Annotated in this window: 15 protein-coding genes; 5 read left to right on the top strand and 10 right to left on the bottom strand. The window is 34.9% G+C overall.

Annotated features, from left to right (window positions below; all coding sequences use genetic code 11):
• Window positions 1–31: 31 nt before the first annotated feature.
• Window positions 32–2,722: a TonB-dependent receptor gene (locus tag BM246_RS04585; RefSeq protein WP_074936084.1), complete on the bottom strand. Its 2,691-nt coding sequence runs from the start codon at window positions 2,720–2,722 to the stop codon at window positions 32–34.
• Between the two features lie 237 nt (window positions 2,723–2,959).
• On the opposite strand from BM246_RS04585, the gene ychF reads away from it, so the two are divergent.
• The 4 genes from ychF (at window position 2,960) to BM246_RS04565 (ending at window position 10,122) form a co-directional block, all read left to right on the top strand.
• Entirely contained in the window at window positions 2,960–4,054 is a 1,095-nt protein-coding gene (gene ychF / locus BM246_RS04580; RefSeq protein ID WP_042494922.1) for a redox-regulated ATPase YchF, read from the top strand.
• Between the two features lie 284 nt (window positions 4,055–4,338).
• Window positions 4,339–5,244 (top strand): DMT family transporter, encoded by a 906-nt coding sequence (locus BM246_RS04575; RefSeq protein ID WP_042506502.1) that lies wholly within the window; start codon window positions 4,339–4,341, stop codon window positions 5,242–5,244.
• Between the two features lie 117 nt (window positions 5,245–5,361).
• Window positions 5,362–7,215, top strand: coding sequence for a DNA topoisomerase IV subunit B (locus tag BM246_RS04570; RefSeq protein WP_074936082.1), 1,854 nt, complete (start codon window positions 5,362–5,364; stop codon window positions 7,213–7,215).
• 294 nt (window positions 7,216–7,509) lie between these two features.
• Window positions 7,510–10,122, top strand: a complete 2,613-nt coding sequence (locus tag BM246_RS04565; RefSeq protein ID WP_042506503.1) for a DNA gyrase/topoisomerase IV subunit A — start codon at window positions 7,510–7,512, stop codon at window positions 10,120–10,122.
• Window positions 10,123–10,249: 127 nt separating this feature from the next.
• On the opposite strand, the gene BM246_RS04560 is transcribed toward BM246_RS04565, so the two are convergent.
• The 8 genes from BM246_RS04560 to BM246_RS04525 all read right to left on the bottom strand — a co-directional run bounded on the left by BM246_RS04560 (window position 10,250) and on the right by BM246_RS04525 (window position 19,882).
• Complete coding sequence (locus BM246_RS04560; protein WP_074936080.1) at window positions 10,250–11,422, bottom strand: leucine-rich repeat domain-containing protein; 1,173 nt, start codon at window positions 11,420–11,422, stop codon at window positions 10,250–10,252.
• 366 nt (window positions 11,423–11,788) lie between these two features.
• The gene (miaA, locus tag BM246_RS04555) at window positions 11,789–12,745 is read right to left on the bottom strand and encodes a tRNA (adenosine(37)-N6)-dimethylallyltransferase MiaA (protein WP_394363842.1); all 957 of its coding nucleotides are present in this window, start codon (window positions 12,743–12,745) and stop codon (window positions 11,789–11,791) included.
• A gap of 207 nt (window positions 12,746–12,952) precedes the next feature.
• Entirely contained in the window at window positions 12,953–13,801 is an 849-nt protein-coding gene (locus BM246_RS04550; RefSeq protein ID WP_074936078.1) for an ion transporter, read from the bottom strand.
• Window positions 13,802–13,828: 27 nt separating this feature from the next.
• The gene (locus tag BM246_RS04545; protein ID WP_074936076.1) at window positions 13,829–15,796 is read right to left on the bottom strand and encodes a DUF3857 domain-containing protein; all 1,968 of its coding nucleotides are present in this window, start codon (window positions 15,794–15,796) and stop codon (window positions 13,829–13,831) included.
• 3 nt (window positions 15,797–15,799) lie between these two features.
• Window positions 15,800–17,164 carry an exonuclease domain-containing protein gene (locus BM246_RS04540; protein WP_042506506.1) on the bottom strand — a complete coding sequence of 455 codons (1,365 nt, stop codon included), beginning with the start codon at window positions 17,162–17,164 and terminating at the stop codon, window positions 15,800–15,802.
• Between the two features lie 84 nt (window positions 17,165–17,248).
• Window positions 17,249–17,914 carry a YggS family pyridoxal phosphate-dependent enzyme gene (locus BM246_RS04535; RefSeq protein ID WP_074936074.1) on the bottom strand — a complete coding sequence of 222 codons (666 nt, stop codon included), beginning with the start codon at window positions 17,912–17,914 and terminating at the stop codon, window positions 17,249–17,251.
• Window positions 17,915–17,956: 42 nt separating this feature from the next.
• On the bottom strand, window positions 17,957–18,844 hold the full coding sequence (locus BM246_RS04530; RefSeq protein WP_074936071.1) for a 3-hydroxyacyl-CoA dehydrogenase family protein: 888 nt from the start codon (window positions 18,842–18,844) through the stop codon (window positions 17,957–17,959).
• 78 nt (window positions 18,845–18,922) lie between these two features.
• Window positions 18,923–19,882, bottom strand: a complete 960-nt coding sequence (locus tag BM246_RS04525) for a Gfo/Idh/MocA family oxidoreductase (protein ID WP_074936069.1) — start codon at window positions 19,880–19,882, stop codon at window positions 18,923–18,925.
• 158 nt (window positions 19,883–20,040) lie between these two features.
• Here BM246_RS04525 and BM246_RS04520 point away from each other — a divergent pair, with 158 nt between their 5' ends.
• The gene (locus BM246_RS04520) at window positions 20,041–20,682 is read left to right on the top strand and encodes a protein-L-isoaspartate(D-aspartate) O-methyltransferase (protein WP_074936067.1); all 642 of its coding nucleotides are present in this window, start codon (window positions 20,041–20,043) and stop codon (window positions 20,680–20,682) included.
• A 99-nt stretch (window positions 20,683–20,781) separates the two neighbouring features.
• On the opposite strand, the gene BM246_RS04515 is transcribed toward BM246_RS04520, so the two are convergent.
• Complete coding sequence (locus BM246_RS04515; protein ID WP_074936064.1) at window positions 20,782–21,984, bottom strand: aminotransferase class I/II-fold pyridoxal phosphate-dependent enzyme; 1,203 nt, start codon at window positions 21,982–21,984, stop codon at window positions 20,782–20,784.
• Window positions 21,985–22,097 lie beyond the last annotated feature (113 nt).

Raw genomic sequence — 22,097 nt, 5'->3', positions numbered from 1 at the left:
GCTTTTTTGTGTAAGATATTTAAAATACTTTTTATAATTTAAAGTTTAATCTAGCAAAGGCATATGTACCATCAGATCCCATTTGTACAGAATCGGCTAAACCACCTTGATCTGTCCATCCATCAAATTGTGGAGTCGGGTAGGTGTTAAATAAATTGTTAGCACCAATACTCAACTTTAGTTTATCCGAAATTTGGTAACCTAAGCTTAAATCTACAATTAAAGCTGCTTCATAAACATCGGTAGCTACAGGGAAAAGCGCATCTGCTTCAGCTTGTGTTGTTGGAGGAGAATCTACCCATTGAAAATCTTGAAGTGTTACTTCGCTAAATTGAGTTAAAGCTACGGAAGCATTGAATTTCTTGTTAGTGTATCCAAGGTTTAACCCAAATTTATAATCTGGAGCTGCAGCTTCTAGGTATGCCTGAGAAAATGGTCCGAAAAATGTAAACTCATTTAGAGCACCATTATGGATTTCTTTAATGGTTAGGTCATTTAAATTACCAATTAAATCTACTTGAATTTTACCTTCATCACCTACGCTAGTTCCATAACCTAAAACAATATCTAAACCATTGGTTCTGGTATCTACACCATTTGCAAAAAATTGCGCAGCATCTACATTCAATGGTCCTAAAACAGTTTGATCTGTAAAGTTGTCGGTTAAAATAATACGATCATCAACCGAAATAGAGTATGCATCAATAGTTGCTGTAAAACCTCCTTTTTTATAAGTAAATCCAATACTAGCGTTAAAGGCTTTTTCCTCGTTTAACTGTCCTATACCAAAAGCTTTGGTTACTGTACTGTTATTAGCTGATAGTAAAGATGGCACTGAAGTTCCGGCAACAATATTGGTAAACTTTAGGTTGTAATACAATTGAGCTAAAGATGGCGCTCTAAAGCCTGTAGAAATAGAGCCTCTTAAAGTGAAGTTATCAGTAACTTTTAATCTACTTGCTAATTTTCCGTTAAAGGTACTTCCAAAGTCACTGTATTGTTCGAAACGTAAAGCTCCTGCAAGCATAAATGCTTCGGAAACATTAAGTTCTGTATCAAAGTAAATGCCATAATTTGTTCTGCTTCTGTCTACTTCGTTATCTGGACTATAACCAGGGAAACCTTGTGAACTTCCTGATAAAACATCACCGTTAGAGTCTGTTGCAACGGTTTGTACCGCAGGGTTTGTAATTATCACGCCATTTTCATCATAAAGCCCGTAAGAAGCTTCTTCACCTGCAAAAATGCCAAAGTTCTCCGTTCTATATTCAAAACCAAAAGCTAAACTTAATCCAGAAGCGACATCATCTAAATATTTATTAAAATCTAAACCTGTAGTGTTTTGAGATAAGTAATGTCCACCTGCATCAAAATCTGTAGGCGATAAATCTTGCATAGAAGCATTGTTACTGTCCTTTATATAATAGTGAAAAAAGTTTCTTCCAAAGGTATTATTAAAATCTACATTCCATCCATTTTCCATTTCATGTCTCACACCAACCGAAACCGAAACATCGGTAATGTTAGAGGTAATTCTAGGTGTAAATCCGTTAGGGTATAAGCTAGGTACCGATCTGTTATCTCCATTTGCAAAACTATCTCTAGAAAAAGCGTAAGCATCGGTATCTCTGTAATTTCTACCACCAAAAGCATAAATTTCGGTATTATCGTTAATTGGTAAAGCCGAGTTAATCATAAAATTAAAACCATCAACACCTGCGCTACCGTATCCTTGACGCCAAGAAAACCCTGGTCTAAGTGTGTTTTGTCTCGATAAAAACTCTGTTGTGAAATTCATGTAACCACCAGCGTCGTTTAAAGATACACCATAATTAGCATCAATTTTTACAGTTTCTCCGTCCCAGCTTTTACTTTTTCCATCTAAACGATTCTCACCTTCAACATTACTTAAAGTTTCGCCTGTAGCTTCTTCCCAACCGTCACCAATAGCTGTGCTATACGCGCCGTAAGTAATACCACCAGTAAAACCATCGGTATTATCTTTTAAAACAATATTGATTACACCAGCAATGGCATCCGATCCGTATTGTGCCGAAGCACCATCTCTTAAAACCTCAATACGTTTAATAGCATTTGCAGGAATAGCGTTTAAATCTGTTCCAGAATTTCCTCTACCACGAGTTCCAAAAATATTTACTAAACTCGATTGGTGTCTTCGTTTACCGTTAATTAAAACCAAAGTTTGATCTGGACCTAAACCACGTAAAGATGCCGGAACAATATGGTCGGCACCATCAGAGCCTGATTGTTTACTGGCGTTGAAAGAAGGTGCGGCATATTGTAAAATTTCATTAACTTCAACCTTTCCGGTGTTAGAAGCAATATCAGCAACATTAATAACATCAACGGGAACAGCAGTATCTATAGCAGTTCGTTTCGGGCTACGAGAGCCTACAAGCATCACTTCATCTAAGCTAACCCCATCATCTAGGGTTACATTAAATGTTGAACGGTTGTTTACGGCTATTTCTTTAGAATCGTAACCAACATAGCTAAAAACGAGTGTTGAGTTACCATTTGCCGAAATACTGAAGTTTCCATCAAAATCTGAAATAGCACCATTTGTTGTTCCTTTTTCCACAACGTTTACTCCAGCAATTGGCATTCCCGATGCATCGGAAATATTACCTTTGACGACCTGTTGTGCATACGAAAACATAAAGCTCCCTAAGCACAGTATTAACGTGTAAAGTTTTTTCATAATTTAATTAATTTTGTTTTTGAGTTATTTAAAGCTAATATATGTTAAAATTATATTAAAATCATTTGATTCTCGCATAAAAACGTGCTTAATACGCTGTTAAAGTTTGTTTTTGTTGAATTATGTGTAATCTATTCTCTTTAAAAATAAATAATAGAAATACTCTCAATATACCCTATATTTGCACTCGAAAAATATAGGTTCCCACGTTACGGGAATAATAAAATACATATTTCAATGAAAGCAGGCATCGTAGGATTACCAAACGTAGGGAAATCGACTTTATTTAATTGTTTATCTAATGCAAAAGCGCAAAGTGCAAACTTCCCGTTTTGTACAATCGAACCTAATATTGGTGTGGTAAATGTGCCAGATCCACGTTTAGAAAAGTTAGAAGAATTAGTAAATCCAGAGCGTGTACAACCCGCAACTGTAGAAATAGTTGATATTGCAGGTTTAGTAAAAGGAGCTAGTAAGGGTGAAGGTTTAGGAAATCAGTTTTTAGCGAATATTCGTGAAACCGATGCTATTCTTCATGTTTTACGTTGTTTTGATAACGATAATATTGTTCATGTTGATGGTAATGTAAATCCTATTCGTGATAAGGAAACTATCGATATGGAGCTTCAACTTAAAGATTTAGAAACAGTTGATAAAAAACTTGATAAAGTAAAACGTGCTGCTAAAACAGGAAATAAAGACGCTCAAAAAGAAGAAGCTGTTTTATTAAAAATTAAAGCAGGTTTAGAAGCAGGAGTATCTGTTCGTGCTTTAGAATTTTCTGAAGAAGATGATATTGAATTCGTAAAACCATCTCAGTTTATTACAGATAAGCCAGTAATGTACGTTTGTAACGTAGATGAAGGTTCTGCTGTTTCTGGTAATGCTTATGTAGAGTTAGTGCGTGAGACAGTTAAAGATGAAAACGCAGAAGTTTTAGTTTTAGCTGTTGGTACGGAAGCAGATATTAATGAGTTAGATGATTATGAAGAACGCCAAATGTTTTTAGCTGATATTGGCTTAGAAGAAGCAGGAGCGGCTAAATTAATTCGTTCGGCTTATAAGTTATTAAACCAACAAACTTATTTTACAGCAGGTGTGAAAGAAGTTCGTGCTTGGACTATTGATATTGGTGCTACGGCTCCGCAAGCGGCAGGTGTAATTCATACCGATTTTGAAAAAGGATTTATTCGCGCCGAAGTTATCGGTTATGAGGATTTTGCAAGTTACGGTAGTGAAGCTAAAGTAAAAGAAGCAGGTAAAATGCGTGTTGAAGGTAAAAACTACATTGTTAAAGATGGTGATGTTATGCACTTCTTATTCAACGTATAACAATATAATATATTGCATTTTAAAAACTTCATTTCTACATCTTAGGAATGAAGTTTTTTTATGTCTAAACATGAGGTTGTTACTTGAAAAATAAGGTGTTAAATATGTAGGTTTTAATAAGAAAATTAGCTTTAAAGCTCTGGTACGAATTTCGAAGTAAAATTGAATAAAATAATGTTTATAGAAATGCTTTCACCTAGATATGTTGCGGAAAATCTAATTTGAACGTTGTAATTATGTCTTTTTCTGAATTATTATCAATATTAGAATTCTAAATTCGCGGTATGCAAGCAACAAAAAAGTTTTGGTCGGGTATCGCTATTGGTGTTTTAGGAATTGTTTTATTTTCCTCTAAAGCCGTCATGGTAAAATTAGCTTATAAGTATCAAGTCGATGCTATAAGTATTTTACTATTGCGTATGCTGTTTTCTTTTCCTTTTTATGTTGTAATTGCTATTGTTTATAGAAATAAGGTGGAAGGTGCAATCCTTAGGCATAAAGATTACGCTTGGGTGGTTTTCTTTGGTTTTGTGGGCTATTATTTAGCAAGTTATTTTGATTTTGTTGGTTTAACGTATATAAAGGCGAGCTTAGAGCGTATTATTTTATTTTTATACCCAACCATCGTTATTTTGTTAAATCGCATATTTTTAAAGCAGGCGATCTCAAAAATACAAGCCATTGCTATAGGTTTGACGTACGTTGGGATTATTATTGCTTTTTCCGATGAAGTGAACGTCTCAGGAACCGATGCTTATTTGGGAGGTTTCTTTATTTTGTTAAGCGCCATAACTTATGCTTCATATTTGGTAGGTAGCGGTTGGTTAATACCTAAATTTGGTGTTATAAAATTTACAGCTTATGCTATGCTGGTGTCTTGTTTCTGTGTATTTATCCATTACGGATTTATAGGTAAAATGGACTTATTTGGCTTTGCTTGGGAGGTTTATCTGCTAGGGTTTTTAATTGCCGTTTTTGCAACGGTAATTCCTTCATTTTTAGTGTCATTATCTATAAAGATGATAAGTTCGTCCAACTTTGCCATTGTTGCTGGTATTGGTCCTATTTCAACAATAATATTAGCATCTATCTTTTTAAATGAGTCGCTCACTTTGCTTCAGTTTTTTGGAGCGTTAATAGTAATTGGTGGTATTGTGTTTATGTCGATAAAAAGCAGGAAAAAAGACTGAAAATGGGGTTTAAATAATAAAAACACTCTATTGTTCATTACTTTGTTTGCTTGCTATTTTATTTTTTATTTACTTGTGCTATCTTAGCTTTTTAAATCCCAAAATCACGAAATATTAATGGCAGAAGAATCTAACTATACCGAAGATAATATACGCTCACTCGACTGGAAGGAACATATTAGAATGCGTCCGGGTATGTATATTGGTAAACTCGGTGATGGTAGTTCGCCAGATGATGGTGTTTATATTCTTCTAAAAGAAGTTTTGGATAACTCTATCGATGAGTTTGTGATGGGAGCGGGAAAAACCATTGAAATTTCTATACAAGGTGTAAAAATTACGGTTCGTGATTACGGTCGTGGAATTCCACTAGGAAAAGTAGTCGATGTAGTGTCTAAAATGAACACCGGTGGTAAATACGATTCTAAAGCCTTCAAAAAATCGGTAGGTTTAAATGGAGTAGGTACCAAGGCTGTTAATGCTTTATCGTCTTTCTTTAGAGTAGAATCTACACGTGATAGTAAAAGCGCTTCCGCGGAATTTTCTCAGGGAAACTTAACCAATGAGGAGTTTTTAGAAGAAACATCGCGTCGTAAAGGAACTAAAGTATCTTTCGTTCCAGATGAAATTATCTTTAAAAATTATAAGTATCGTAACGAGTATATCGTTAAAATGCTTAAAAACTATGTATACCTAAATCCAGGTTTAACTATAGTTTTTAACGGCGAAAAATATTTCAGTGAAAACGGATTAAAAGATTTATTAGCCGAAAAAATAAACGAATCAGATTTACTATATCCTATTATTCATCTTCGTGGTGATGATATTGAAGTGGCGCTTACACACAGTAAAACGCAGTATAGTGAAGAGTATAATAGTTTTGTTAACGGACAAAATACCACGCAAGGTGGAACGCACTTAACAGCCTTTCGTGAAGCCTTGGTAAAAACCATTCGTGAGTTTTATGGTAAAAATTACGATGCTTCAGATGTTAGAAAATCTGTAGTTTCTGCCATTGCTATTAAGGTTATGGAGCCGGTATTCGAGAGTCAGACAAAAACTAAATTAGGTTCTACAGATATGGGAGGCGAGTTGCCAACCGTTAGAACTTATATTAACGACTTCCTTAAAAAATATTTAGATAACTATTTACATAAAAACCCAGATACAGCCGATAAAATTCAACGCAAAATTCTGCAAGCAGAGCGTGAACGTAAAGAATTATCGGGTATTCGTAAACTGGCTAAAGATCGTGCTAAAAAAGCCAGTCTTCATAATAAAAAATTACGCGATTGTCGTGTACATTTTGGCGATACTAAAAACGTAAGAAACTTAGAGAGCACGCTGTTTATTACCGAGGGGGATTCTGCATCGGGTAGTATCACCAAATCTCGAGATGTAAATACACAAGCCGTTTTTAGTTTAAAAGGAAAGCCTTTAAATTGCTACGGATTAACAAAAAAAATAGTTTACGAAAACGAAGAGTTTAATTTACTGCAAGCCGCATTAAATATAGAAGAAAGCTTAGAAGATTTACGTTACAACAATGTAGTAATAGCTACAGATGCAGATGTCGATGGTATGCATATTCGATTGTTGTTAATTACATTTTTTCTTCAGTTTTTTCCAGAAGTTATAAAAGAAGGTCACCTTTATATATTACAAACACCATTATTTCGTGTGCGAAATAAAAAAGAAACAATCTATTGTTATTCTGAAGATGAACGCCGTAGTGCTATAGAGAAGTTAAAACCAAAGCCAGAAATCACCCGATTTAAAGGGTTAGGTGAGATTTCTCCAGATGAGTTTAAGCATTTTATAGGTCAAGACATTCGTTTAGATCCTATTATGCTAGATGATAATATGTCTATAGAAGATTTATTATCCTTCTATATGGGCAAAAATACACCAACACGACAAGAATTTATAATAGATAACCTTAAAGTAGAGGTCGATTTAATAGACGAATAACATCTTATCATTATCAAATTGAGAATTTTATATGTTTAAATTTAAATATTTAGTAATTTTGCACTACAAATATTGAAAATAATCATAAACCACTTACAGTCAAGCTGTTTTGAATTGAGTTTGAAAGTAAGTATTAAAAATTTTATAAAGATGTTATATATTAAAGAAAAGAGTAAAGAAAAAAGACGTTCCTATGACTATTTACACAATCACGATGTGACAAGTAAAGCAAAGAAACGTAGAAAAACTGGACGTGTTACCCTTAGTGGTAAACCAAAAGAGTAATCATTTTTAATGGCAGAAGACGAAAACGACGATTTAATTAACAACCAAGAAGAAGAACCCCAAGAAACCATCACCCGAGTAACGGGTATGTACAAAGATTGGTTTTTAGATTACGCATCTTATGTAATTCTGGAGCGTGCTGTGCCTGCAATCGAAGACGGTTTTAAACCCGTACAGCGTAGGATCATGCATTCCATGAAGGATTTAGATGATGGTCGGTACAATAAAGTAGCAAACATTGTTGGGCATACTATGCAGTATCACCCTCACGGAGATGCTAGTATTGCCGACGCTATGGTTCAAATTGGTCAAAAAGATTTGTTGATTGATACTCAGGGAAACTGGGGGAATATTTTAACAGGCGATCGTGCGGCAGCTTCACGTTATATTGAGGCACGTATATCTAAGTTTGGCTTAGATGTTGTTTTTAATCCTAAAATTACCGAGTGGCAAGCGAGTTACGATGGTCGACGAAAGGAACCGGTTAATTTACCGGTAATGTTCCCGTTATTATTAGCGCAAGGTGGCGAAGGTATTGCGGTAGGTCTGTCTACAAAAATATTACCACACAATTTTATAGAACTTATAGATGCATCTATTAAGCATTTACAAGGCAAGCGTTTTACAATTTTACCCGATTTCCCAACTGCCGGTATAGCCGATTTTTCGAACTATAACGACGGTCTTCGTGGCGGAAAGGTAAGAGTACGCTCAAAAATATCACAGTTAGATAAAAATACTTTAGTAATTACCGAGTTGCCTTTTGGAACGACAACCAGTTCTTTAATAGATTCTATCTTAAAGGCTAACGATAAAGGTAAAATTAAGGTTAAAAAAATTGAAGATAACACGGCTGCCGAAGTTGAAATTTTGGTGCACTTACCGTCTGGATTATCACCAGATAAAACCATTGATGCCCTTTATGCCTTTACAAGCTGCGAGTCGTCAATTTCTCCATTAGGTTGTGTTATTGAAGATAATAAACCTCTATTTGTAGGGGTTACAGAAATGCTTAGAAGAAGTACGGATAACACGGTAGACCTTTTAAAGCAGGAATTAGAAATTCGTTTAGGTGAATTTGAAGAACAATGGCATTTTGCGTCTCTAGAGCGTATTTTTATTGAAAATAGAATTTATCGCGATATTGAGGAAGAGGAAACTTGGCCTGGTGTAATTAATGCCATAGACAAGGGGCTTCAGCCACATATAAAGCATTTAAAACGTGCGGTAACCGAAGAGGATATAACCCGTTTAACAGAAATTCGAATTAAACGTATTTCAAAATTTGATATTGATAAAGCACAACAAAAAATTGATGCTTTAGAAGATCAAATTGCTGAAATTAAACATCATTTAGCTAATTTAATAGATTATGCTGTCGCGTATTTCACTCGTCTTAAAAAAGAATATGGTGAAGGTCGCGAGCGTAAAACAGAAATTAGAGTTTTTGATGATGTTGATGCTACCAAAGTTGTTATTAGAAACACAAAACTCTATGTAAATAGAGAAGAAGGGTTTATAGGAACCTCGCTGCGTCGGGATGAATATGTGGGCGATTGCTCTGATATTGACGATATTATCGTGTTTACCAAAGCTGGTATCATGATGGTAACAAAAGTAGATACCAAAACCTTTATAGGTAAAGGTATTATACACGTTGCTATCTTTAAAAAGAAAGATAAACGTACTATTTACAACATGATTTATCGTGATGGGAAAAGCGGCCCGTCGTATATTAAACGTTTTGCTGTTACAGCGGTAACGCGAGATAGAGAGTATGATTTAACCAACGGGAATAAAGGTTCGGCATCATTATATTTTTCTGCCAATCCTAATGGAGAAGCAGAAGTGATATCTGTTTTGTTACGTCAGGCTGGAAGTATTAAAAAATTAAAATGGGATATCGATTTTAGTGATATCTTAATAAAAGGACGTGCTTCTAAAGGAAATTTAGTAACTAAATACCCTATAAAACGCATAGAATTAAAGGAAAAAGGGGTTTCTACGTTAAAACCTCGTAAAATTTGGTTCGATGATACCGTGCAACGTTTAAATGTTGATGGTCGTGGTGAACTTATTGGTGAATTTAGAGGTGAAGATAAACTTCTAATCATTAATCAATCTGGAGTAATTAAAACAGTAACTCCAGAAGTTACTATGCATTTTGATGATGATATGATTGTCATGGAAAAATGGGTGCCAAATAAACCTATTTCAGCTGTATATTTTAATGGTGAAAAAGAAATGTATTATGTCAAACGTTTTTTAATAGAGCAAGAGGGGAAAGAGGAGCATTTTATTTCCGATCATCCAAATTCTTTATTAGAAATTGTTTCTACAGATTGGAAACCTATGGCAGAGATTGTGTTTGCTAAAGAACGTGGTAAAGACAGAAAAGACAACTTAGAAGTTAATTTAGAAGAATTTATAGCTATAAAAGGTATTAGTGCTCTTGGAAATCAATTAACCAAAGACAAGGTAAATCAAATTAATTTGTTAGATCCAATTCCTGTGGAATCTCCAGAAGAGGTGAATGCAGAGGATATTGAGGTTAATGGTGAGGAAACTGTTGATGGTTCTGAAGAGGCTTCAGATGATGAATCACAAACAACTTTGTTTTAATTTGTAGATGTTTCATTTTATTAATTTACTTAAAACAAAAATGCGTGTTTAACCCCAATTGAATAAGAATAAAAAAAAACCAATCTAAACTATTGTCGAGATTGGTTTTTTTTGCTTTTAAGATTTATTATTTCAAAAACTTTTTAACTGCGCTACCTTTATTAGTTACTATTTGTAAAAGGTAAACACCATGAGGTAATGTGGTAGTTTCTATAAAAGTTTGCTTACTTGTTGATACATTAACTCCAGAAATATTAAAAACTAATAATTCTTCGACATTAATTCCTTTTGGGCCACTAACACGAATGTCATTTTCCGTATTAATTATTGTAAATTCATTTTTTAAAGATGCGCTATCTGTACTTAAAGTTAGTGCAGGATCTTCGGTAACGGATTTAAATCCTGTCCAACCAGCATCTTCGTATTTTTGTGTCGTTCCTTCAGGAATGAATAAATCTATTGCAGCGTTAACATTAAAGGCATCAGAGGGTAAAATAGGAGGATTAGCACTGTAAGATTCTACATTTGTGATAAGATTATCTGCAAATGCCTCATTACCAATAAATGTAAGGTTGCTCCCTAAAACAACATGTGTTAAATAATTTTCTGAAAAAGAGCTTTCTCCAATACTAGTTACGCTATTCGGAATGGTGATTTCTTTTAATTCGTTACCCATAAATGCGTTATCTCCAATAGAGGTAACGTTAGAAGGAATTGTAATATCTGCTATTTTATTGTTATAAAAAGCATTGTTATCAATAAGTTCTACATTATCACCAATAATTACACTTGTTAAAGCATTAAAACTAAAAGCATTGCTTCCAACAGAAATTATACTATTTGGTATTGTAATAGTTGTTAAATCATTATTAGAAAACACATGATCTTCAAGAGAAGTTATGGTATTAGAGATTGTTGCGGTTTTTAATGAATTATCACTAAAAGCATAAGCGCCAACAGATGTTACGGTGTCAGGGATGTCAATGTTTTCTAATTTACTATTAGTAAAAGCATTGTTGCCAATAGATGTAATGCTATTGGGTATAGTAACACTTGTTAAAGAAGAACCAAAAAAAGCTCCAAAGCCTATGGATGCTACCGTATAGGTTGTTGAATTAGCATCATTGGTTACAGAGCTCGGTAATGCCAATGATGTCGCTGTACCTTTATAAGATTTGATTTCGACTGCAAGAGCAGGTTGTCCTGCGTTTGTATACTCAATATCATCTTTAATAAAAGGAGTTTGAGCAAATAAAACGGAATTAAATAGTAGTAAAATAAATAGATTTAAATTTTTCATTTTTTTTGGGGTTACGTTAAATTATACAAGTAGGTTTCCGTAAGGATTTACGTTAAAAATACGCATTTAGATCATTTTTTTCAATTAAAAAGTAAAATAATCGGTTAAATGACACAAAATGAAAGCGATAAATCTGATGTTTTATTTTTTAAAACTCAAAAAAAAGTGATGGCTAAAGTAAAAATGGTGGTGATGTAATTGCTTTAAAAAAAGAATTCATTATACTTTTTGTAAATACGCATAGCACAGCGTGCTCTAAAAGCTCAAAAGACAATCTAGTTTGGTAAATATTGATTTGCCTAATGATTAAGAAAGTACCAGAGGCATCAGGAAGTAAATATAAGATTACGTTTTTTTTTTTTTTTATTAAACCATTTGTGCTTGTACTGAAGTTGCTATTTTTTCTAAATCACTTTCGTAATCAAACCAAAGTGTGCTTTCATTTCTTTTAAACCAGGTAAGCTGACGTTTAGCGAAACGGCGCGTATTTTTTTTAATTTCTAAAATAGCAAACTCTAAAGTCCATTCTCCGCTTAAATATCTAAACAATTCTTTATAGCCTACGGTGTTTAAAGCATTCAAATCTTCGTAGGGAAGTAGTGTTTTAACTTCGTCTAATAAACCATTATTTATCATGATATCGACACGTTGATTTATACGATTGTAAATCAGTTCACGATCGGCTGTTAAGCCGACGGTAATTGTTGTAAACGGACGCTTGTTTTTTTCTTTATTTAAGAATGAAGAATACGGTTTTCCGCTTCCAATACATATTTCTAGCGCACGAATTACACGGTGAGGATTGTCTATAGAAATGGTTTTGTATGCCGTTGGGTCTAATGTTTTTAGTTGTGTTGCTAGATGTTCTAATCCGTTAATTTCTAATTGCTTATTAAGTTCTTCTCGAATAGATGGTTTAACTTCAGGGAAGTAATCTAAACCTTTGGTTACGGCATCGTTATATAAGCCAGAGCCGCCAACCATAATAGCGACATCATTAGATTTGAAAATTTGCTCTAAACAACTTGTAGCATCTTTTTCGAAGGCGCCAACATTGTAATTATCTTGCACCGATTTATGATGAATAAAGTGGTGTTTTGCGCCAGCAAGTTCTTCTACATTTGGGGCCGCTGTACCTATTTGCATTTCTTTAAAAAACTGACGAGAATCGGCCGAAATAATTTCAGTTTTAAAGTGCTGTGCTAGTTTTATACTTAGAGCTGTTTTTCCAATGGCGGTTGGGCCAACAATAGAAATGAGATATTTTGGTGTTGTGCTGATGAGATTTCTTTTTTTAGAGTTTTCAAAAATAGAGAAAAGCAAGGAGTTTTTTTAATGAAATAAGAAAGTATTGTGGTGTTAGCTTCTTTAAAATGGTTTTGAAAATACACTTTTAAGAAAAACAAGACTTAATTGAAGAGCAAAAGTTGGCGGATAAGTGCGTTAAGGATTGAACGGTTTGTTTAAGCTCCCCGACCTTAGGAGGGAGCGCGCAGTGAAAGCCTGACCCGATAGGGTAACGCCCAAAAATTAATGTAACTTATTGCCACAGTTGTAGCAAAATTCTGCTTCGTCTTTATGGTTACTGGCTAGGCAATTTTGGCACGATTGTGAGTTTAAATTTACTTTAGGTTTTTGTGGTGTTGCGTTTTTGTCTTTACTCTGGTTAACGTATTCGGCTGAAACAATACCAGTTGGAACCGCTATAATACCGTAACCTAAAATCATGATAATGGCAGCTATTAATTGACCAATTGGTGTTATAGGTGCGATATCGCCAAACCCAACCGTAGTCAGGGTTACAATGCACCAATATACGCTTACGGGTATGCTTGTAAATCCACTAACTTCGCCTTCTATGAGGTACATAAGTGTCCCGAAAATAATAGATAAAATAAGTACAGCAAACAGGAATACCGATATTTTTGCGCGACTGGCTTTTAACGAATTAGTAAGAACTTGTGATGCGCCAAGAAAACGTGCTAGTTTTAAGATCCGGAATACACGTAATAAACGTAAAGCGCGTAATGCGGCAAGTGCGTGAATACCACCGAATAAAAGCGATATGTATTTTGGAGTTGTTGATAATAAATCTATGATGCCGTAAAAACTGGTAACGTATTTTAAGGGCTTTTTTACCGTAACAATACGGGCGATATATTCTATACTGAATAGAATGGTAATAATCCACTCTGAAATGTTTAGTAAATTGTGGTATTTAGCATCGAAACTCTTAATACTTTCGAGCATAACGAGCACAATACTCGCAATGATAGCAATGAGTAGGATAACATCGAAAAGTTTACCCTTTGGGGTGTCGGCCTCGTAAATGATTTCGTGAAGACGGATTTTCCAATGTTTTTTTGATGTTTGACTCATAGTATTTCAAAAGTAAGAAATGATTTTCTATTTTTTCTTGAATAATATTAATGAATTTGTTTGAATATCGACAACTTTATTCATCATTTCCTTTAAATACGGGTAATATTCCGGCGGATATAGAGCATCGTTAAAGCGTATTTTAAACATAAGTTGCACTTGGTTTTCTTTTACAGCCGATGAATAAGATATACTGCCTTTGCTATTTGGTATGGCAAGATTTACGCCTTTTGGAGCTTCAGAAACTTCGTATACTTCGGGATCAAACTTCAATTTTAAGGTATAGAAATAGGTGTCGGCATACCCAAAGTCTATAGGGTAGGAGCGCTCTTGTAGTTTAAACGGATTGGTTGTAAAAAACTTTGCTATAAACGGATTTAAGTAAAGTAAATTAACGTCAGGATTATCAAACTCTAAATCGACGTTGTAAGATTCGCTAAACCCATTACTGATTTGGCTTTCACTTAATACCTCGTGGTTTGTAATCTCTAAATTCGGGTGTTTATCTTCTAGTTTATTGATGTAGTTGTCGTTATTCGGGAAATAAGCTTTTTTAGCATTTAAGGCGTGGTAGCCTGTTTTTTTACCCTTTACAGTTCCGCTAACGGTTGCATCATTATTTAGAGTTAACTCTGTGATGTACATGGTTGTGGTTGGGTATTTTGGCGTAATATCAACCCATTCGCTGCCAGCCTTAAAATCTATAACACGTCCTCTTTCATTTAGACATCTAAAAGGAATTTCTCCAAAGGTTAAAAACTTATCTGTAGCGTCTAAAAAATACGTGTCATCACCAATAGTGACTTGTACTATTAAATAATTAAAATCAGATATTACAGGGTAAATAGCGGTAGGGAATCCGTTATTTCGAGTAGAAAGTAGTACTGGTTTTACATCGATATCGGCTTCTCTTAATATATTATGAAGTAGGATGTTTATAGATGAAACGTTGCCAGAACGTGTTTCTATTAAATCTTTTATGGATACATCTTTAAAAATTTTATAATCGCCATTCCATGTATATTGCTCTTGCATGTATTGATAAATAGCTTCAGTTTTTTTTAAAGCATCGGTTTCGTTGATAATATCAGCTGTTAAAAGATCTTCTAAATCAACAGGCCTTCTAATTTGTTTACCAATTTCTTTTTCCGATTTTAGTTCTTTATCAACGCTTTTCCATGTTTTCGTGTAGTGCTTAATAGAGCCATCCATACCTCTAAAAGTCTCTAATTCGTACTCTATACGTGCTAAATAGTTGCTTTTAGTCGTCATGTAATCTTCTTCAATAAAAGCCGGAATGTCTTTCATGGCAAAGGTACTGTTTTCACAATCTGCGGTTGCGCCATTACGCATCACTAAGCATTCTTTTTTTATTTCAGATTCTGCAACATCTAGTTTTTCTTGACCGACTAATTTTGTGTGATACAGCCAGTTTGCTGGAATGCTCGCTTTGTATTCACTATAGAGTTTAGGAATATCACTCTGGAAATCCCAACCGTGATATTTAAACATAAACGGTGAAATAACCTCGTAACTATAAGTAATTACTGAGCCCTCTTTAATATTTGGTAAAGTGAATTTAACCAAAGTTGTGTTCTCGTTATAATCTTCCGTATAAATATCTTTTTCTAAAAGGTGAGATTTAATTAAATTACCACCAACGTTATTATAGGTAATGGCTTTAATATTTTCAATTTTCTCTTTACTGTTCTTGCTTTTGTATAAGTAAATAGCAACATTGGCATGCTCGAAACCTTCTGTATTAAGTAGTTTTACTTTGTGTTTTATTTTGGTGTGTAAATCGTATTCTTCTTTATCTACATAACTGTCGCCTTGCTCGTAAATCACTAAGGCGTTTGCGGAAGAATCTTTTGCAAAAGTTCTTGTTTGTACATCTTCGAGACTTACTGTAAAAGTGTCGGAGCTGTAAGGTTCTTCTTGTGCGGAAATAAATAGAGTGCTTAACAGGGAGAGGATTAGCGTAATTTGCTTCATGTGTTAGTTGAAGTTTATAATTTTTAAACGTTTGTTTTTACGAACATAATTCTTGATAATATGCTGTGCATCGCGGTTGTTTTCCATAGGAGTAATAATGGATTCTAATACCTCGATGTTGTTAATTTGATAGTTTAAATTAACAAAACCAAGTCCTTTAAAAACACCGTTTTCAATTAAAATTGCACTGCGCTCATCGACATCGCGACCTCTATCAATAATTACCATGTTTTTTTTAACGTAGCTATGCTTTTCAATTAAAGCATTTACACGTTTGTTGTATGCTTCAGGAGTTTCTTTTTGAATACAAGCACCTGCACATTCTTTAATATCGTAACTAAAGCAACTGGTTTTGGTTTTGTAGAGTCCGGCTAGCTTTTGGCACAGTTTATATTCTTCAACAACGTTTGTTAAAAAACTCTTTGCGCTTTGTCTATTGGTGAACGTGGTTATGTTTTTTTTACGACCATCGGCCACATCAATTTTCAAATTTATATAGCCGTTTTCGTCGACAAAACTATATAAAGCATGTGTAAAAATAGAACGGCGTAATGCTCTGTTAAATAGCGGTTTGTTTTGTTTTATTTCTTCGTTTTCTTTTAGAAGTGCTACAAGTTCACTTCCGGTAGATTCAAAGGTGACAGTACTTACTAAACGTTGTAGTTTTTTAGACTTCGAGTTGGTACCTGTGAAGTGTTGGTTTAGGCGTTTTTTAATGTTATTGCTTTTACCAATATAGATGATATCGCCTTCGGCATTATGTATGTAATATACGCCAGTAACCGATGGAAGGGTGTCTAAAATGTTTAAAAACTTAGAATCTAGCTTGTTTTTTTTATGAAGCTTTACAGATTGCTGAATAATATTTTTTGAGGTGTCTTTAGCAAGTAGAAGTTTAAATAATTTTACGGTAGCCAGTGCATCGCCGGAAGCACGGTGTCTATCGGTTACCGGAATACCAAGAGAGCGCACAAGCTTGCCTAAACTGTAAGAAGCTTGGTCTGGTATTAAATCTTTAGAAAGTTCTACAGTGCAGAGTGTTTTACGTTTATAATCATAACCTAAACGTCTGAATTCCGTGCCTAGAATACGATAATCGAATTGCGCATTATGCGCCACCAAAATACAATCTTCAGTAATTTCGATAATACGTTTAGCGACTTCGTAAAACTTAGGCGCATCTCGTAGCATTTTACTGTTTATACCAGTTAAATTAACAACAAAGGGCTGGATTTCACGTTCCGGATTTACAAGACTTATAAATTGATCGACAACCTCGTGGCCGTCAAACTTGTAAATGGCAATTTCGGTGATGCCTTCTTCGTTAAATTTACCACCTGTGGTTTCAATATCTACTATTGCGTACAAATGCTTTTCTTTTAGTATGTAATCGTCCGTGTGTAATTGGCGGTGCTTAAATTACCGTCTGTATACTGCGGGCCATCATGTGTATTAGTAATTCCTTAAACCAAATATACTACTTCCAACACGAACCATGGTACTTCCGCATTGAATTGCTAATTTATAATCGCCACTCATTCCCATGGAAATGGTTGTAAAGGCGCTATTATTGGGGTTTATTGTTTTTAAATCATCAAAAGTGGATTTCAGTAATTTGAATTCGCTTTCAATTTGAGTTTCATCATCTGTAAAGGTCGCCATGCCCATAACGCCTGTAATATTCACGTTTTTTAAAGCTAAAAAAGCTTCCGATTGTATAATATCGATAGCATCTTGAGGCGCTAAGCCAAATTTAGAATCTTCCGAAGCTATTTTTATTTGCAACAAGCAATTAATAACTCTATCGTGTTTTAACGCTTGTTTGTTTATTTCTTCAAGTAGTTTAAAATTATCAACACCATGAATTAAAGCAACAAAAGGCGTCATGTATTTCACTTTATTACGCTGTACATGCCCAATCATGTGCCATTGGATGTCTTTTGGCATGGCTTCATATTTGTCTGCCATATCCTGAATTTTATTTTCACCAAAAATGCGTTGTCCCGCATTGTAAGCTTCCATAATATCAGACACTGGTTTGGTTTTAGAAACAGCAACAAGCGTTACGTGTTCTGGTAAAGTTGATTTTATATGAAGGAGATTGTCGCTAACACTCATTTTATTATATATTTTGCTTGTAGTTTATTTTGTAAATAGCGCCTACAAAAATTGTTTTGAAACCTTTTCGGCTTTTCTGTTTTCGGAATAATCGTAAAAACCTTCACCTGATTTTACACCCAGTTTTCCTGCATTAACCATATTGACTAATAGTGGGCAAGGTGCATATTTTGGGTTTTTAAAACCCTTGTACATTACGTTTAAAATAGAAAGACAAACATCTAGGCCAATAAAATCGGCTAATTGTAGCGGCCCCATAGGGTGCGCCATACCAAGTTTCATTACGGTGTCTATTTCATTTACACCAGCAACCCCATTGTATAAGGTTTCTATAGATTCGTTTAGCATAGGCATTAAAATACGGTTTGCTACAAACCCAGGGTAATCGTTAACTTCTACAGGTGTCTTGCCAAGTTTAGCAGAAAGATCCATAATGGTTTTAGTAACCGCATCACTGGTGTTGTAACCACGAATAATTTCAACTAAAGTCATAATAGGCACCGGATTCATAAAATGCATACCAATTACGTTTTCTGGTTTCTGTGTTACGGCAGCAATTTGCGTAATAGAAATAGAGGAGGTGTTGGTTGCTAAAATGCAGTTAGGCTCGCAAACATCACTCAGTTGTTTAAAAATTTTCAGCTTTAAATCGAGGTTTTCGGTTGCTGCTTCTACAATTAAATCGGTGTTTTTTACACCATCAGGTATTGCTGTATGTGTGGTAATATTGGCAAGCGTATTGTTTTTATCGGTTTCGGTAATTTTTTCTTTAGTCACCATGCGATCTAAATTTTTCGCAATAGTATCCATGCCTTTTTTAAGGGCTGCTTCGTTAATATCGATAAGGTTTACGCTAAAACCACTTTGCGCAAAAGTATGCGCAATGCCATTTCCCATGGTGCCTGCGCCAATAACTGCTATGTTTTTCATTCTGGTAATTTTTTTTATTTCCGCGTAAGCGAAAACTTTAAACTATTTAGAATTTCTATTGCTTAAGCTACAGTTGTATTAAAAGCAATTAATAATTTGTGTTGCAACGCGCAAAGCTTCTGTGCCGTCATGCAGGGTTACAACTGGTGTGGTGTTGGTGTTTATGGCGTGTGCAAAAGTTTCCAACTCATCTAAAATAGAGTTATTATCGGCTACTTTTGGGTTGTCAAAATAAATTTGTTTTTTAACGCCTTCAGCATTTTGTAACACCATATCGAAATCTCCAGGTACTTCTGGAGCATCTTTCATTTTAACCACTTCACATTTCTTTTCAAGAAAATCTACAGAAATATAAGCGTCCTTTTGGAAAAAACGTGCTTTACGCATTTTTTTAAGTGAAATTCTGCTCGCTGTAAGGTTGGCAACACAGCCGTTTTCGAACTCTAAACGTGCATTGGCAATATCTGGTGTGTCGCTAATAACAGAAACACCACTGGCGGAAATATGTTTTACTTTAGATTTTACAACGCTTAAAATAATATCGATATCGTGTATCATTAAATCTAAAACCACAGGTACATCGGTACCACGCGGATTAAATTCTGCTAAACGATGCGTTTCAATAAACATCGGTGATTTTATATCGTTTTTTATGGCTAAATAAGCTGGGTTAAAACGCTCTACGTGCCCAACTTGGCCGCGTAAATTGTTTTCGGCTAAAAGTTCTCTAATATGTTCAGCCTCTTCAACGGTATTAGTAATTGGTTTTTCAATAAAAACATGCTTACCCTTTGCTATAGCTCGCTTTGCGCAATCGTAATGCGATAGGGTTGGGGTTACAATATCTACCATGTCTACAGCGTCGATTAAGGCGTCTATAGAGCTAAAAAATTTGTATCCAAACTCGGCTTCTACAAGTTTTCCGTTGGCTTCATCGGCATCATAAAACCCGACAAGATTATATTTTTCTGATTGTTTAAGTAGTCTTAAATGAATTTTTCCAAGATGACCAGCACCAAGTACTCCAGCGTTTAGCATAATAATAGGTTTTCAACAAAAATAACATATTTAAAACGTCCTTTTGCTTAATTGGGCTTAAAATTTTCTTCGGATTCTTGTTAAAAATAAATTCTTATAAAATTGTTTTACCCTTAGAAATCTTTGACTAATTTTAACCCTGTAAAACCTCCCAACCATTGAAAGACACTTTTAGACACCAAGGATTAAGACAACAACTCGTTAATGTATTAAAAAACAAAGGCATAACCAACAATGCGGTTTTGGCTGCTGTAGCTAAAATACCAAGGCATTTGTTTATGGATTCTAGTTTTTTAGATCATGCGTATCAAGATAAAGCCTTCCCGATTGCTGCAGACCAAACCATATCACAACCTTATACGGTAGCATTCCAAAGCGAGTTAATGCAAATAAAGCCTGGGCATAAAGTTTTAGAAATTGGTACAGGTAGCGGATATCAAACCGCAGTTTTGTGTGAATTAGGAGCTAAAGTGTATAGTATAGAGCGCCAAAACGAGCTGTTTAAAAAAACGAGCAAGTTTTTACCTAAATTGGGTTACCGACCTAAAAAACTCATTTTTGGCGATGGTTATGTTGGTTTAAAAACCGAAGCGCCTTTCGATAGTATTATTGTAACTGCTGGTGCGCCTTTTGTGCCAAGACCATTGTTGAGTCAGTTAAAAATTGGCGGACGCTTAATTATTCCTGTGGGAGATGATGTTCAAATTATGACACTTTTTATTAGAAAAGGGCCTAAGGAATTTGAGCAAGAAGAGTTTGGTGAGTTTAGATTTGTACCCTTACTAGGAGATAAAAACTAAGTCTGTTTTTATTCATTCTAAAATATTGATATGCTTTATTTTAATTTGAAAGAGTAAACCATTAGTTTAACGCTCAGGTTTACTCTTTTTTATTGAAAATTACTTTAAAATATCTAAGGAAATCATGCAGAGTTTCATGGTTTGGAAACTACGTTCAATATCATCATCTAAGCCAATAGAAAAACGGATTAAACCTTCCGATAGGCCCATTTCTTTTTGTTCGTCTTCTGGAATTTCGGACGATGTTGAGCTTCCTGGAGCGCTAAAAAGCGTTTTATAAAATCCAAGACTTACCGCTAAATAACCTAAGTTTTTATTCTGCATAAGTTCCATAAGCGCATTTGCTTTTTCAGCAGAACCAACATCTAGTGTTAGCATACCGCCAAAACCATAAGCCGCGTTCATCATGCTTTTAAATAGCGTGTGCGATGGGTGTGAGGCTAAACCAGGATAAACGGTTTTTAAACCCAATTGCTCAAATCTTTCAGCTAAATACAGCGCGTTTTTACTGTGTTGCTGTATTCTAATATGTAAAGTTCTTAGGTTTTTTAATACCGACGATGCGCGCAAACTATCCATAGTAGCGCCTAAAAGCATAGAAGCTCCGCTGTTTACGTTTCTTAAATCGTTAATAAACTCTTGTGTACCACAAACCACGCCACCAACCGTATCGCTAGATCCGTTAATAAACTTGGTTAAACTGTGTATTACAACATCGGCACCTAAAATGGCAGGTGATATAGATAGTGGTGAAAACGTGTTATCTACCACTAATTTTAAATTATGCTTTTTAGCAAGAGCCGCTAAATCTTTAATATCGGCAACTTCTAGCAGCGGGTTGCTAACAGACTCGCAATACAATACTTTAGTTTTTTCGGTAATAGCAGCTTCTACAGCGTCTAGCTTAGTAATATCTACAAAACTAGTAGCGATGTTAAAACGCGGTGTAAAATTTTTAAGAAACGCATACGTGCCGCCGTAAATGGTTCTGCTCGATACTATATGGTCGCCGCTACCGCATAATTGTAGTAAAACCGGAGTAATAGCGCCCATGCCAGAAGCCGAAACATTTGCGGTTTCTGTGCCTTCCATAGCAGCCAAAGCGTCGCCTAAATATAAATTAGAAGGCGAGGAGTGGCGCGAATAGAGGTAGCAACCATCGGCATTGCCTTCAAAGGTATCAAACATGGTTTTTGCTGATAGAAAGGTGTATGTGGACGAGTCGGAAATGGAAGGGTTGACACCTCCAAATTCTCCAAAGTATTGTAAATCTTGTATGTTGTTTGCGGGTTTAAAAGCCATAGGTGGTTGTTTTATGTTTTACACAAAGTAGGCTTATATTAGATTGTAAAACAAGTTAATTCTATTTTATAGGAAAATAAATCTATTTTAATTTAATTATTCGGAATATATTT

Source organism: Algibacter lectus (genome assembly GCF_900112395.1).
Classification (GTDB): domain Bacteria; phylum Bacteroidota; class Bacteroidia; order Flavobacteriales; family Flavobacteriaceae; genus Algibacter; species Algibacter lectus.
Note: the sequence above shows the minus strand (reverse complement) of the source record. Positions and strands in the feature narration are given on the sequence as shown.